12 protein-coding genes and 1 riboswitch are annotated in these 12,802 nt (G+C 62.5%); of the genes, 7 read left to right on the top strand and 5 right to left on the bottom strand.

Translation table 11 applies throughout. The annotated features are described in order from the left end of the window. The first annotated feature begins 59 nt into the window (after positions 1 to 59). Positions 60 to 1,211, top strand: a complete 1,152-nt coding sequence (locus KU43P_RS02180; RefSeq protein WP_317660856.1) for a murein transglycosylase A — start codon at positions 60 to 62, stop codon at positions 1,209 to 1,211. A gap of 112 nt (positions 1,212 to 1,323) precedes the next feature. On the opposite strand, the gene KU43P_RS02175 is transcribed toward KU43P_RS02180, so the two are convergent. Together KU43P_RS02175 and KU43P_RS02170 are read right to left on the bottom strand one after the other, a co-directional pair. Then, positions 1,324 to 1,710 carry an MAPEG family protein gene (locus KU43P_RS02175; RefSeq protein ID WP_317660855.1) on the bottom strand — a complete coding sequence of 129 codons (387 nt, stop codon included), beginning with the start codon at positions 1,708 to 1,710 and terminating at the stop codon, positions 1,324 to 1,326. 27 nt (positions 1,711 to 1,737) lie between these two features. Then, a complete protein-coding gene (locus KU43P_RS02170; RefSeq protein ID WP_317660854.1) occupies positions 1,738 to 2,571 on the bottom strand; it encodes an EamA family transporter in 834 nt (277 codons plus the stop codon). A gap of 178 nt (positions 2,572 to 2,749) precedes the next feature. On the opposite strand from KU43P_RS02170, the gene KU43P_RS02165 reads away from it, so the two are divergent. Next, positions 2,750 to 3,985, top strand: a complete 1,236-nt coding sequence (locus KU43P_RS02165) for a cation:proton antiporter (protein ID WP_317660853.1) — start codon at positions 2,750 to 2,752, stop codon at positions 3,983 to 3,985. A 135-nt stretch (positions 3,986 to 4,120) separates the two neighbouring features. Here KU43P_RS02165 and KU43P_RS02160 read toward each other — a convergent pair whose 3' ends face one another. Then, the gene (locus KU43P_RS02160; protein WP_085676699.1) at positions 4,121 to 4,522 is read right to left on the bottom strand and encodes an acyl-CoA thioesterase; all 402 of its coding nucleotides are present in this window, start codon (positions 4,520 to 4,522) and stop codon (positions 4,121 to 4,123) included. A 178-nt stretch (positions 4,523 to 4,700) separates the two neighbouring features. After that, positions 4,701 to 4,797: riboswitch (S-adenosyl-L-homocysteine riboswitch) on the top strand. Between the two features lie 21 nt (positions 4,798 to 4,818). Here KU43P_RS02160 and ahcY point away from each other — a divergent pair. The 5 genes from ahcY to KU43P_RS02135 all read left to right on the top strand — a co-directional run bounded on the left by ahcY (position 4,819) and on the right by KU43P_RS02135 (position 11,334). After that, positions 4,819 to 6,228, top strand: coding sequence for an adenosylhomocysteinase (gene ahcY / locus KU43P_RS02155; RefSeq protein WP_079229976.1), 1,410 nt, complete (start codon positions 4,819 to 4,821; stop codon positions 6,226 to 6,228). A 154-nt stretch (positions 6,229 to 6,382) separates the two neighbouring features. Beyond that, positions 6,383 to 7,228 (top strand): methylenetetrahydrofolate reductase [NAD(P)H], encoded by an 846-nt coding sequence (gene metF, locus KU43P_RS02150; RefSeq protein WP_317660852.1) that lies wholly within the window; start codon positions 6,383 to 6,385, stop codon positions 7,226 to 7,228. A 94-nt stretch (positions 7,229 to 7,322) separates the two neighbouring features. Continuing rightward, positions 7,323 to 8,399 carry a hypothetical protein gene (locus KU43P_RS02145; RefSeq protein ID WP_317660851.1) on the top strand — a complete coding sequence of 359 codons (1,077 nt, stop codon included), beginning with the start codon at positions 7,323 to 7,325 and terminating at the stop codon, positions 8,397 to 8,399. 43 nt (positions 8,400 to 8,442) lie between these two features. Next, a complete protein-coding gene (locus KU43P_RS02140; protein WP_317660850.1) occupies positions 8,443 to 9,231 on the top strand; it encodes a substrate-binding periplasmic protein in 789 nt (262 codons plus the stop codon). Between the two features lie 219 nt (positions 9,232 to 9,450). Beyond that, entirely contained in the window at positions 9,451 to 11,334 is a 1,884-nt protein-coding gene (locus KU43P_RS02135) for a DEAD/DEAH box helicase (protein ID WP_317660849.1), read from the top strand. A gap of 101 nt (positions 11,335 to 11,435) precedes the next feature. Here KU43P_RS02135 and KU43P_RS02130 read toward each other — a convergent pair whose 3' ends face one another. Then, complete coding sequence (locus KU43P_RS02130; RefSeq protein ID WP_317660848.1) at positions 11,436 to 12,014, bottom strand: YceI family protein; 579 nt, start codon at positions 12,012 to 12,014, stop codon at positions 11,436 to 11,438. 33 nt (positions 12,015 to 12,047) lie between these two features. Further along, a complete protein-coding gene (locus KU43P_RS02125) occupies positions 12,048 to 12,599 on the bottom strand; it encodes a cytochrome b (protein ID WP_317660847.1) in 552 nt (183 codons plus the stop codon). Positions 12,600 to 12,802: the final 203 nt, after the last annotated feature.

Here is a 12,802-nt window from a genome sequence, read left to right as displayed (position 1 = left end):
AATAGCCACATAAAACACAGGGGTGATTCTTCATGTTCACCGCTGACAGGAACCCACCAATGAAATCTGCCCTGCGCCACCTGGCCTGGACACTCCCGGCCCTGGCCCTGCTGGCGGGCTGCAATGGCGGCGAAAACGCCAAGCCAGAGCCGCATGCCATCGCCACCTACGCACCCGCCACTTGGAACGACCTGCCCAAGGTCAGCGATAGCGACCTGCTTGCAGGTTTCGAGGCCTGGCGGGCGGGTTGTGAAAAACTCAAGCGCGACCCGGTGTGGGCCGCCACCTGTGAAGCGGCGCAAGCCATCCCAGAGGATGCCGCCCAGGTACGTGGTTTCCTGCAGCAGCAACTGCAGGTCTACGGACTGCGCTCAGCCGAAAACAACGCTAACGGCCTTATCACCGGCTACTACGAGCCGGTTTATCCAGGCAGCCTGAAGCGCACCGAAAAGGCCCAGGTGCCGGTCTATGGCATTCCCGAGGACATGATTGTCGTCGACCTGGCGAGCGTCTACCCCGAGCTCAAGGGCAAGCGTCTGCGCGGCCGCCTTGAAGGGCGCGTACTGAAACCCTATGACACCGCCGAAGTGATCTACCGCGACGGCGCCAAGGCACCTGTGCTGGCCTGGCTTACCGACCCGATGGATTTGCAGTTCCTGCAGATCCAAGGCTCAGGGCGCGTGCAACTGGACAATGGCCGGCAACTGCGCCTGGGTTACGCCGACCAGAACGGCCACCCCTACCGACCGATTGGTCGCTGGCTGATCGAACAGGGCCAATTGAAGAAAGAAGACGTGAGCATGGGCGCCATCCATTCCTGGGCCCAGGCCAACCCGCAGCGCGTACCGGAACTGCTGGCCAGCAACCCCAGCTATGTGTTCTTCAGCACCCGCCCCGACAGCAACGAGGGGCCACGCGGGTCGCTCAACGTGCCGCTGACTGCCGGCTACAGCGTTGCCATCGACCGCAAGGTGATCCCGCTGGGCAGCCTGTTGTGGCTGTCCACCACGCGACCTGATGGCAGCCCTGTGGTCCGACCGGTCGGCGCCCAGGATACCGGCGGCGCGATCACCGGCGAAGTGCGCGCAGACCTGTTCTGGGGGACTGGCCCGCAGGCCGGGGAACTGGCTGGCAACATGAAGCAGCAGGGGCAGATCTGGATGCTGTGGCCCAAGGGCAAGCCATTGCCCGAGGTGCCGAAGGTTCTGTGAGCCTGTACTGACCTCATCGCCGGCAAGCCGGCTCGCACAAGGAAATCACAGCGCTCAGGAGCTGTGCGCTACCTGTGGGAGTCGGCTTGCCGGCGATGAAGGCAACTCGATCTCAGGCAGAAACCACGAAGAACGACACGATCAACGCCAACCCGGCAAACCACACCAGCGAGCGCAACGCCGCCCAGTCCGCCAGGTAGCAGATGATGTACAGCAGCCGGCTGGTGATATACATCACCGCCAGCACATCCTGCGTCACCTGCTCGGCATTGCCGACGACATCCGCCACCAGCACTGCCGCCGCGAAGGCCGGAAACGCTTCATAGCTGTTCTGCTGCGCGGCATGGGCACGACGCGGCAGCCCCGACAGCGTGTCGAGGAAGGCGCGCGGGTCGTGATTGTCCTTCAGGCCGAAGCGGCCGCTACTGACCTTGGCGATCAACGCACAAAGCGGCGCCAGCACCAGCGCGATCAGGATGCACCACAGGGCAACGGTCATGCTCATGACTCCTTGTTCGAAAATGGATTAGAGCTTCATCACCAGCATGCCTGCCAGGACCAGCCCGCATGCTAGGAGTCTTGGCCCGCCAAAAGGTTCTTTGAGGTAGCGCATGCCCAGCAGCACCACCAGGATCACGCTCAGCTCACGCAACGCCGCGGTCTCGGCCACCGAGCCCAGGTGCATGGCCCACAGCACCAGCGCGTAGCTGAGCAGCACGCACAGCCCCACCGCCAGGCCCAACCGCCATTGCATGCGCCAGAACAACACGAACGGTGCCCGCCGCGCCACGCTGGCCAGCACCGGGAATGGCCAGGCGCTGAGCAAGGTCAGCCACACCAGGTAGTCCCAAGGCTTGCCCCACAGCCGCACAGCCTGCCCGTCGAACCACGTATAGCAGCCAATGCACAAGCCGATTAGCGCCACCACCGGCAACATCGACCAGGGCAGCCGATCCCCGCCGCCGCCCTGCCACAACAGGCAGGCCATGCCACAAGGGATCAGCAGAATGCCGATGATCTGCTGCTGGCTCAGCGACTCGCCAGCGAACGCCAGGGTCAGCCCTAGCACCACCAGCGGCGACAGCCCGCGCATCAGAGGATAGACCAGGCCCAGGTCGCCGACCCGGTAGGCCTGGATCAGCAGGAAGCGGTACAGCTGCTCGGCCAGCGCCGAGGCGAGCAACCAGGGCCAGATCTCGGCCGGGGGAAATTCGGTGAACGCCACGGCGAACACGGCGAAGACCAGCGCCACGGTGTCCATGCTGGCGATGACCAGCAAGCGCTCACCGCTAAATTTGATCAGGGTGTTCCAGGTCGCGTGCAGCAGGGCGGCGATCAGAACCAGGGAAGTTGCCAACACGCGGGGCGCTCCTTGCAGTCAGAGCTGGCAACGATACAACGCTTCCGGCCCGGAAGGAGCCATGGAACGAAAAGAACAAATCCGGTCAAAGCTGTGTCCCGAAACCATCGCCAGGTCATCAAACAACTGCCCGATGCCCCTCGGGTACGACTTGGAAGCCATCGTTACAGGATTTGGGATGCTTGAATTAGTAGCCGCGTTCATCTGCCTCACCACCCTCCTCACCTACGTCAATTACCGCTTCATCGGCCTGCCGCCCGCCATCGGCGTGATGGTTACGGCACTGCTGTTTTCCCTGATGCTCCAGGGCCTGAGCCTGATCGGCTTCCCGGGCCTGGAAGAGCGCGTCGAAGGGCTGATGAGCCAGATCGACTTCAATGACCTGCTGATGCACTGGATGCTCGCGTTCCTGCTGTTCGCCGGCGCACTGCACGTCAACCTTGCAGACCTGCGCAGCTACCGCTGGCCCATCGGCCTGCTGGCGACCCTTGGCGTACTGATTGCCACCGTAGTCATCGGCTACCTGTCGCACTGGGTATTTGCCCTGTTCGGCTGGCAGGTGCCGCTGATCTACTGCCTGCTGTTCGGCGCACTGATCTCCCCGACCGACCCGATCGCCGTGCTGGGGGCCCTGCGTACCGCCAACGCCTCCAAACCGCTGAAAACCACCATCGTCGGCGAGTCGCTGTTCAACGATGGCACGGCTGTCGTGGTATTCACCGTGCTGCTGGGGATCATCCAGCTGGGCGAAACGCCGAGCTTCTCCGACACCGCGCTGCTGTTCGCCCGCGAAGCCGTCGGCGGCGTGGTGTTCGGCGGGCTGATCGGCTACGCCACCTACCGCATGATCAAGAGCGTCGAGCAGTACCAGGTCGAGGTCATGCTGACCCTGGCACTGGTCATCGGTGGCTCGGCGATGTGCTACGAGTTGCACGTCTCGGCACCGATCGCAATGGTGGTGGCCGGCCTGATCATCGGCAACCTGGGGCGCAACCTGGCGATGAACGACATGACCCGCCGCTACATGGACGGTTTCTGGGAACTGATCGACGACATGCTCAACGCCCTGCTGTTCGCGCTGATCGGCCTGGAACTGTTGCTGCTGCCGTTCAACTGGCTGCACCTGGCGGCAGGCGGTGTGCTGGCGGTGGCGGTGCTGCTGTCACGCTTGCTGACGGTGGCACCGGCCATCGTGCTGCTGCGGCGCTGGCGCAGTGTGCCGAAAGGCACGGTGCGGGTGCTGACCTGGGGTGGTTTGCGAGGCGGGGTTTCGGTGGCGCTAGCCCTGTCGTTGCCTCAGGGGAGCGAACGTGACCTGCTGCTTTCGATCACCTACATCGTGGTGCTGTCGTCGATTCTGGTGCAGGGGTTGAGCATCGGCGGGGTGGTGCGAAGGGTCAGCGCACAGGCTTGAGGATGGCGGGGGCCGCTTCGTGGCCCAATCGCCGGCAAGCCGGCTCCCACAGGTACTCCACGGCTTTCACGGGCTGTGTCAGCCCTGTGGGAGCCGGCTTGCCGGCGATTGGGCTGCAGAGCAGCCCCGAAGCCATCACTCCACCGCCGAATCCGGGAACTGGTCCTGCACGTACTTGATCTCGGTCCGCCCATGGGCCGCCGGCAAGCCGTCTTCGCCTAGGTTGACGAAGACCATGCGGTCTACCGTGAGGATGCTCTTGCGAGTGATCTTGTTGCGCACTTCGCAGCGCAAGGTGATCGAGGTGCGGCCGAATTCGGTGGCCGTGATACCCAGCTCGATGATGTCGCCCTGACGCGAGGCACTGACGAAGTTGATTTCCGACATGTACTTGGTCACCACGCGCTGGTTGCCCAGCTGGACGATGGCGTAGATCGCCGCCTCTTCGTCGATCCAGCGCAGCAAGCTGCCACCGAACAGTGTGCCGTTGGGGTTGAGGTCTTCGGGTTTTACCCATTTGCGGGTGTGAAAGTTCATAGTACTCCTGACCTGCTTGGCTAACGTGAAGTAATGATGGCAGAGCGGCGCCAGCCTCTCCATTGAACATCGACTATCGTCTCGATAAATCGACAGAAAGCCTTGGGTGTGTCACACAGCCGCGGCTATAATCCCTGCCGATTCACATGGCAGCCATTAGCGGTGCCATGCCCGCCACCTGTCCGAGGGGCGCTGCAGCAGGCTCGGCCTGTCAGGCTCGGATGGGGCGTTGTCCGCTCAAGCGGACGCTCAACGCACAACGGCGCCCATTCGCACACTACGAATGGAGGCTCTCAATGAGCGCTGTAAACACGCCTGCAGGTTTTTCCGACTTCAAGGTCGCCGACATCTCCCTGGCCGACTGGGGCCGTAAAGAAGTCATCATCGCCGAATCGGAAATGCCCGCTCTGATGGGCCTGCGCCGCAAGTATCAAGCCGAGCAACCGCTCAAGGGCGCGAAGATCATCGGCTGCATCCACATGACCATCCAGACCGCCGTGCTGATCGAAACCCTGGTCGCCCTGGGCGCCGAAGTACGCTGGTCGTCCTGCAACATCTTCTCCACCCAGGACCAGGCCGCTGCCGCCATCGCCGCTGCCGGCATTCCTGTGTTCGCCTGGAAAGGCGAAACCGAGCAGGAGTACGAGTGGTGCATCGAGCAGACCATTCTCAAGGACGGTCAGCCATGGGACGCCAACATGGTGCTGGACGACGGTGGTGACCTGACCGAAATCCTGCACAAGAAATACCCGGCCATGCTGGACAAGATCCACGGCGTGACCGAAGAAACCACCACCGGCGTGCACCGCCTGCTGGACATGCTGGCCAAGGGCGAGCTGAAAGTCCCGGCGATCAACGTCAACGACTCGGTCACCAAGAGCAAGAACGACAACAAGTACGGCTGCCGTCACAGCCTGAACGATGCCATCAAGCGCGGCACCGACCACCTGCTGTCGGGCAAGCAAGCCCTGGTGATCGGCTACGGTGACGTGGGCAAGGGCTCGGCCCAGTCCCTGCGTCAGGAAGGCATGATCGTCAAGGTCACCGAAGTCGACCCGATCTGCGCCATGCAAGCCTGCATGGACGGCTTCGAAGTCGTTTCGCCGTTCAAGGACGGTATCAACACCGGTACCGAAGCCGGCATCAACGCCGATCTGCTGGGCCGCATCGACCTGATCGTCACCACCACCGGTAACGTCAACGTCTGCGACGCCAACATGCTCAAGGCTCTGAAGAAGCGTGCCGTGGTCTGCAACATCGGCCACTTCGACAACGAAATCGACACGGCCTTCATGCGCAAGAACTGGGCATGGGAAGAAGTGAAGCCGCAGGTGCACAAGATTCACCGCACCGGCGCCGGTACCTTCGACCCGCAGAACGACGACTACCTGATCCTGCTGGCCGAAGGCCGCCTGGTGAACCTGGGTAACGCCACCGGTCACCCAAGCCGCATCATGGACGGTTCGTTCGCCAACCAGGTTCTGGCCCAGATCTTCCTGTTCGAGCAGAAGTTCGCCGAGCTGCCTGCCGCCAAGAAGGCCGAGCGCCTGACCGTGGAAGTGCTGCCGAAGAAGCTCGACGAAGAAGTGGCCCTGGAAATGGTCCGCGGCTTCGGTGGCGTGGTCACCCAGCTGACCCCGCAGCAGGCCGAGTACATCGGCGTGACCGTCGAAGGCCCGTTCAAGCCGCACGCCTACCGCTACTAAGCGGCAAGCCTGGAGCCTCAAGCGGCTGGTGTTGCCACGCCGCTTGCAGCTCAGGCAGCAGAGATCTTGAACGATGCCCAAGCCAGATCGGCCATCACCGATCTGGCTTTTACTTGCAGCACGCCGCCGAAGCGCGCTGCTCGAGGAACGAGTGATGTCACAAGAACGCCGCTACAGTTTCGAGTTCTTCCCCACCAAGACCGACGCCGGTCACGAAAAGCTGATGGCCGTTGCCAAGCAGCTAGCGACCTACAACCCGGACTTCTTCTCTTGCACCTACGGTGCCGGCGGTTCGACCCGCGATCGCACGCTGAACACCGTGCTGCAGCTGGAAAGTGAAGTGAAGGTACCGGCCGCCCCGCACCTGTCGTGCGTCGGCGACACCAAGGACGAGCTACGCGCCCTGCTGGCCGAGTACAAGGCTGCCGGCATCAAGCGCATCGTTGCCCTGCGTGGCGACCTGCCGTCGGGCATGGGCATGGCCAGTGGCGAACTGCGTTATGCCAGCGACCTGGTCGAGTTCATCCGCCAGGAAACCGGTGACCACTTCCACCTGGAAGTCGCCGCTTATCCGGAAATGCACCCGCAGGCGCGCAACTTCGAGGCCGACCTGGCCAACTTCGTGCACAAGGTCAAGGCCGGTGCCGACAGCGCCATCACCCAGTACTTCTTCAATGCCGACAGCTACTTCTATTTCGTCGAGCGCGCACAGAAGCTGGGCGTGGACATTCCGGTAGTGCCCGGCATCATGCCGATCACCAACTACAGCAAGCTGGCACGTTTCTCCGACGCCTGCGGCGCCGAGATCCCGCGCTGGATCCGCAAGCAGCTGGAAGCCTATGGCGACGATACCGCAAGCATTCAGGCCTTCGGTGAAGAAGTGATCACCCACATGTGCGAGCAACTGCTGCAAGGCGGCGCACCGGGCCTGCACTTCTATACGCTGAACCAAGCCGATGCCAGCCTGGCTATCTGGAACAATCTGAAGCTGCCTCGCTGAAACTTTTTGGCAAGATCTTATTCAGTAATGATTAAGGCTTTGGTCATAGACTGAGGCCTTATTTCCTTACTGGAACATGCAGGTCTTGCCAGAAATGCCACCGCTCTCGCCTTCGCGCCCGCAACTGGTCTACCTGGCCTTCGGGCCGGCCACTTATCATCATGAGGCTTGCTTCAGTATCGTCAGCGCCCTGGCGCACCTGGACACCAAGGCTGGCGAGGCCATCGACATCCAGGTCTACACCGACAACCCGGCGCCCTACCGCAAGTTGCCGGTCACCGTGCACCTGCTTGACGAAGCCACCCGCAAGGCCTGGAACGAACCGCACGGTTACCATTTTCGCAGCAAGCACGTACTGCTGCGCGAGGTACTGCGGCAGCATCCACTGGCCGTGCTGATCGACACCGACACCTTCTTCCGCACCTCGCCCATGAAACTGTTCCACCGCGTCGGCCAGGGCCGCCTGCTGTGCAACTTCATCGGCCCGCGTTATGGCGCCAACCAGAAGTGTCTGCTGTACAAGAACCTGCTGGCCATTCTTCAGCAACGTGACCTGGCCGATTGCCAGATGCCGCTGCTGAACTCCGGAGTGATCGGGCTCACCGCAGCCGACGCCCCGGCGCTCGACCATTCCATCGCACTGATGGACGAACTCTACCCGCTGGCCCGAACGGCCTATACCCTGGAAGAGTTCTGCCTGGCGGTGGCGGCGTACCGCAAGCTCGAGCTGGCTGAATGTACCGACGTCATCCATCACTACTGGAGCCGCAAGGCCCAGTTCCGTGCCAAGATCCAGGCGTGGCTGCGCAAGCATGGTGACGACCCATTGAGTGCGGCGGCGCTGGCTGACGTACTGCAGGTCAACGACCAGCTGCCGCGGCCACCGGCGCTGCACCGCCTGGGCTACAAGGCGCTGAGCCTGACCCTGCCAAGCCATGAGCGCCAGTTTGCCCGTGAATTGCTGTACGGCTGCTACCCCTACCCCAACGAGTTCGACCGCGCCTGTGCGCCAGCCTGGTGGGACAAGGCGCTGGCAAATCTGAACGAACGCAATGGCAACATGGCTCCCGAGCAACTGCGCCAGTGCCTGCGCCATCCGGGCTTGCGCTTGTCGCTGGGCGAGCGGCGCAAAGACATCGAGGCACACCTGCTCAGAACCGCAGCACACTGAGCCGTCTCTGGCCTTGCCCCGCCCGAGCGCGTAATCTCGCGCCATGCCCGTTATTACCCGCCTGCTGTGCATCTTCCTGCTCGCCTGCCTGAGCCCGATGGCGCTTGGTGAGCGCCTGCGCCTGGTCAGCGACGACTGGGCCCCGTACATCTACCAGGAGGGCGGCGAACCCAAGGGCATCGACTACGAAGTTACCCGCGAAGTGTTCAAGCGGTTGGGCGTTGAGGTGGAGTGGCAGTTCATGCCCTGGAAGCGTTGTCTGGCCATGATCGAGCAAGGCCAGGCGGACGGGGTGATGGACATATTCAAGGTCGATGCACGCACGGCCTACATGATCTACCCGCTGGAGCCCATGTCGGATGCCGAATTCGTGTTGTACCAGGCCAACCGCCGTCGTCATGTCATCCACCAGCTCAGCGACCTCAATGGCCTGACCGTAGGCACCTCGCCAGGTTATGCCTACGGTCCGGAGTTCCAGGAAGCATCGGGCTTCAGGCGTGAATCGGCCCCCAGCCATGAAGCCAACTTCGGCAAACTCGCGCTTGGCCGCATCGACCTGCTGATCACCGACCGCATGGTCGGGCGCTTTCTGCGTCGGCAACTGGGCCTGGAGCAACAGGTCGAGGAGCTGCCGTTGGTGATCAGTCGCCAGCCACAGTATCTGGGGCTAGCACGCAAACCTGGCCGCGAAGCGCTGGCTCAGGCCTTCACCGATGAACTGCGTCGGTTCAAGCAGGAGCCGGCCTTTGTCGCGATAATCGAACGTTATATTGGCGACGCCAGCTATCTTCCTGACGCCGTTGAGCAGCAGGAAAGCAGCACGCTGCAATAGCTCTGTTATACTCGGGCCTTCCCGCCCGGCTCACGCCCGGACGCTCGGCCTCGCAACAAGCATCCCGATCGGCACTGACGCCCCATTGGCGTCCACCCCCCGCGTCCCGGATGTGCAGTGAAAGCCAAGCTGGACCGGACGCGATCGCATCTCACCGATGCCCGTCGCGCCAGGCAGAACATCCCAACGGGCCCAGCCCCCACGAGAACAGGATTGCCCATGTCCTTTGCTTCCCTCGGTCTCTCCGAGGCACTTGTCCGCGCTATCGAAGCTGCGGGCTACACCCAGCCGACTCCGGTGCAACAGCGGGCCATTCCCGCCGTGTTGCAAGGCCGTGACCTGATGGTTGCCGCTCAGACTGGTACTGGTAAGACCGGCGGCTTCGCCCTGCCGATTCTCGAGCGCCTGTTCCCAGCCGGTCACCCCGACAAATCCCAGCGCCATGGCCCGCGCCAACCGCGTGTCCTGGTGCTGACGCCAACCCGCGAGCTGGCAGCCCAGGTGCATGACAGCTTCAAGGTGTACGCCCGTGACCTGCCCCTGGTCAGCGCCTGCATCTTCGGCGGCGTTGGCATGAACCCGCAGATCCAGGCCATCGCCAAGGGCGTCGACGTTCTTGTCGCGTGCCCTGGCCGCCTGCTCGACCTGGCCGGTCAAGGCAAGGTCGACCTGGCCCATGTGGAAATCCTGGTACTGGACGAAGCCGACCGCATGCTCGACATGGGCTTCATCCATGACGTCAAGAAGGTCCTCGCCCGCCTGCCGGCCAAGCGCCAGAACCTGCTGTTCTCGGCGACCTTCTCCAAGGACATCACCGACCTGGCCGACAAGCTCCTGCACAACCCGGAGCGCATCGAAGTCACCCCGCCGAACACGACGGTCGAGCGTATCGAGCAACGCGTCTATCGCCTGCCCGCCAGCCACAAGCGTGCTCTACTGGCGCACCTGATCACCCTGGGTGCCTGGGAGCAGGTGCTGGTGTTCACTCGCACCAAGCATGGCGCAAACCGCCTGGCCGAGTACCTGGAAAAGCACGGCCTGACCGCCGCCGCGATCCACGGCAACAAGAGCCAGAACGCCCGCACCAAGGCCCTGGCCGACTTCAAGGCCAACGCCGTACGCGTGCTGGTCGCCACCGACATCGCCGCACGCGGGCTGGATATCGACCAACTGCCTCACGTGGTCAACTTCGAGCTGCCGAACGTCGAGGAAGATTACGTTCACCGTATCGGCCGTACCGGCCGCGCCGGGCGCTCGGGTGAGGCCATTTCCCTGGTCGCGCCAGATGAAGAAAAACTACTCAAGAGCATCGAGCGCGTCACCAAGCAGAAAATCGCCGATGGCGACCTGATGGGCTTCGATGCAAGCCAGGTGGAAGCCGAGAAGCCAGAAGTACGCGAACGCCCGCAAAACAACGGCCGCGGTGGCCGTAACCAGCAGGCTCGCGGTGAAGGCGGCAAAGACGGCAGCGGTGGCCGCAAGGACAAAGGCAAGGACAAAGGCAAGGCCAAACCACAAGCGGCGGAAAAATCTGCCGACAAGGAAAAGGCCGGCGACAAGCAACAGCCTCGCAAGCCGCGTGACAAGAAGCCACGCCAGCAGCAGGCGAGCCAGGCGAGCGCGCCGAAAGCGCCAGCCGACCGTGACCCGGAAGAGTTCCTGGACGACGACGTCGACAATTTCGGCAACCGTGCCGACTACGTCAGCCCTTACCAGAACGCCAAGAACCAAGGCCGCAACCGTCGCCCAGGTGGCACTGCCGGTGCCGGCCAGCAAGGCCAGGGCGCTGGCCAGCGCAACAACGGGGGTGGCCAGGGCCGTAATGGCGGGCAACCACGTAACGCCAGCGGTGAAAAGCGCCCACCGCGCAACAACAATGGCGGTGGCGGCCGTCGTGATGGTGGTGGGCGCAACCGCCCGGCCGGTCGAGACGATGGGTTGCGCCAGGAGCCGGCAGTACGCAGCTCGCGCGAGCCGCAGAACCAGCCGGTGATCATCCGCAAGGAGTCCAAGCTCGACCGTTACCCGACGCCTGAGCAACTGGACGACCTGCCAAGCCGCCCCCGTGGCGAGCGCCCTGCGCTGCTGACCCGCAAGGGCTGATCTGTACCGGCCTCATCGCCTGCTTCCTGGCGATGAGGCCCGAACAGACAAACAAAAACGCCGCCCAATCGGGCGGCGTTTTTCATTGCCAGGGCAAAGGCTTACTTCTGCTTCACACCTTCGAGGCTGATATCCAGATCGAGGGTCTGCGAGGTTGGGCCCGGGCCCTTGATGCCGAAGTCGTTCAGGTTAAGGGTAGTGGTGGCATTGAAGCCTGCGCGCTCACCGCCCCACGGGTCCTTGCCTTCACCATTGAAGGTCGCCTTGAAGGTCACAGGCTTGGTGACGCCGTGCATGGTCAGATCACCGGTTACATCTGCGGTTTTCTCGCCAGTAGACTTGACGCTCGTGGAGACGAACTTGGCCTCAGGGTATTTATTCACATCCAGGAAGTCTTTGCTGGTGATGTGCTTGTCACGCTCGGCGTGGTTCGACCAAAGGCTGGCAGTCTTCAGTTCTACGTTGATCTTGCTGGCTTCAGGCTTGGCACTGTCCCAGCTGAAGCTACCGTCGAAGTCCTTGAAGGTGCCGTGAATGAAGCTGTAGCCCAGGTGGCTGATCTTCCAGTCGACGAACGCGTGCTGGCCATCCTTGTCGATCTTGTAGTCGGCAGCCATGGCCTGGCCAGCGGAGAACAATGCGGTACCGAGCGCCAGAGCGGCAAAAGTCTTTTTCAACATCCTTACTTCCTTCCTTTGCAATTGAGTTGAGAGTCAAGCTTTGCGGCCCAGCATGCGAGTCAGGGTCGCGTCACGGTCGATGAAATGGTGTTTCAAGGCTGCCAGGGCGTGCAGCACGGCAAAGACCACCAGGCCCCAGGCCAACCACAGGTGAATGACACCCGCCACATCGGCCTGGTCGGGCAGGTCGCTGATCAGGGCCGGCACTTCGAACAGGCCGAAGACCGGGATGCCAACGCCATCGGCGGTCGAAATCATGTAGCCGGCACCCATCACCGCAAACAGCCCCAGGTACAGCGCCAGGTGCCCCAGCTTGGCGGCGACACGGGTGAGTGGCCCGTGGTTTGCCGGTGCCGGAGGCGGTGGGCTGACGAAACGCCAGAGTACCCGCAGCATCATCACCGCCAGCAGCACCAGGCCGATGCTCTTGTGCAGGTCTGGGGCCGATTTGCGCCATGGGCTGTAGTAGTCGAGACCGACCATCCAGAGGCCCAGGCCGAACAGACCGAAAACTGCCAACGCCACGCCCCAGTGCAGGACGATGCTGACGACGCCATAGCGAGAAGATGAGTTGCGCAGTTGCATGATGCTGTGTTTCCCCTGAAAGCTGTGCACAGACTAACGCGAAACGTATCGAATTAAAGCGGAAAAGATTGCTTTCGATTATCGAGAAATCCGATAGTTAGTGTGTGAGCTTGCTATTAAGGAAACATTAACAATAGTAGGAGAGTTAGTAATAGCCAGCCCCTTCGCGGAACAAGCCCCTCCCACAGCATTTCCGTTAGCTG

The sequence above is a fragment of the Pseudomonas sp. KU43P genome (assembly GCF_033095865.1).
In the GTDB taxonomy this organism is placed as follows: Bacteria; Pseudomonadota; Gammaproteobacteria; order Pseudomonadales; family Pseudomonadaceae; genus Aquipseudomonas.
This window is presented reverse-complemented; position numbering and strand designations above follow the sequence as displayed.

Coding starts and splice junctions, on each gene's coding strand:
- KU43P_RS02140 (WP_317660850.1), top strand. CDS start 8,443: ATGCCCGTTATTACCCGCCTGCTGTGCATCTTCCTGCTCGCCTGCCTG.
- KU43P_RS02165 (WP_317660853.1), top strand. CDS start 2,750: ATGCTTGAATTAGTAGCCGCGTTCATCTGCCTCACCACCCTCCTCACC.
- KU43P_RS02145 (WP_317660851.1), top strand. CDS start 7,323: ATGCCACCGCTCTCGCCTTCGCGCCCGCAACTGGTCTACCTGGCCTTC.
- KU43P_RS02135 (WP_317660849.1), top strand. CDS start 9,451: ATGTCCTTTGCTTCCCTCGGTCTCTCCGAGGCACTTGTCCGCGCTATC.
- KU43P_RS02175 (WP_317660855.1), bottom strand. CDS start 1,710: ATGACCGTTGCCCTGTGGTGCATCCTGATCGCGCTGGTGCTGGCGCCG.
- metF (WP_317660852.1), top strand. CDS start 6,383: ATGTCACAAGAACGCCGCTACAGTTTCGAGTTCTTCCCCACCAAGACC.
- ahcY (WP_079229976.1), top strand. CDS start 4,819: ATGAGCGCTGTAAACACGCCTGCAGGTTTTTCCGACTTCAAGGTCGCC.
- KU43P_RS02160 (WP_085676699.1), bottom strand. CDS start 4,522: ATGAACTTTCACACCCGCAAATGGGTAAAACCCGAAGACCTCAACCCC.
- KU43P_RS02125 (WP_317660847.1), bottom strand. CDS start 12,599: ATGCAACTGCGCAACTCATCTTCTCGCTATGGCGTCGTCAGCATCGTC.
- KU43P_RS02130 (WP_317660848.1), bottom strand. CDS start 12,014: ATGTTGAAAAAGACTTTTGCCGCTCTGGCGCTCGGTACCGCATTGTTC.
- KU43P_RS02180 (WP_317660856.1), top strand. CDS start 60: ATGAAATCTGCCCTGCGCCACCTGGCCTGGACACTCCCGGCCCTGGCC.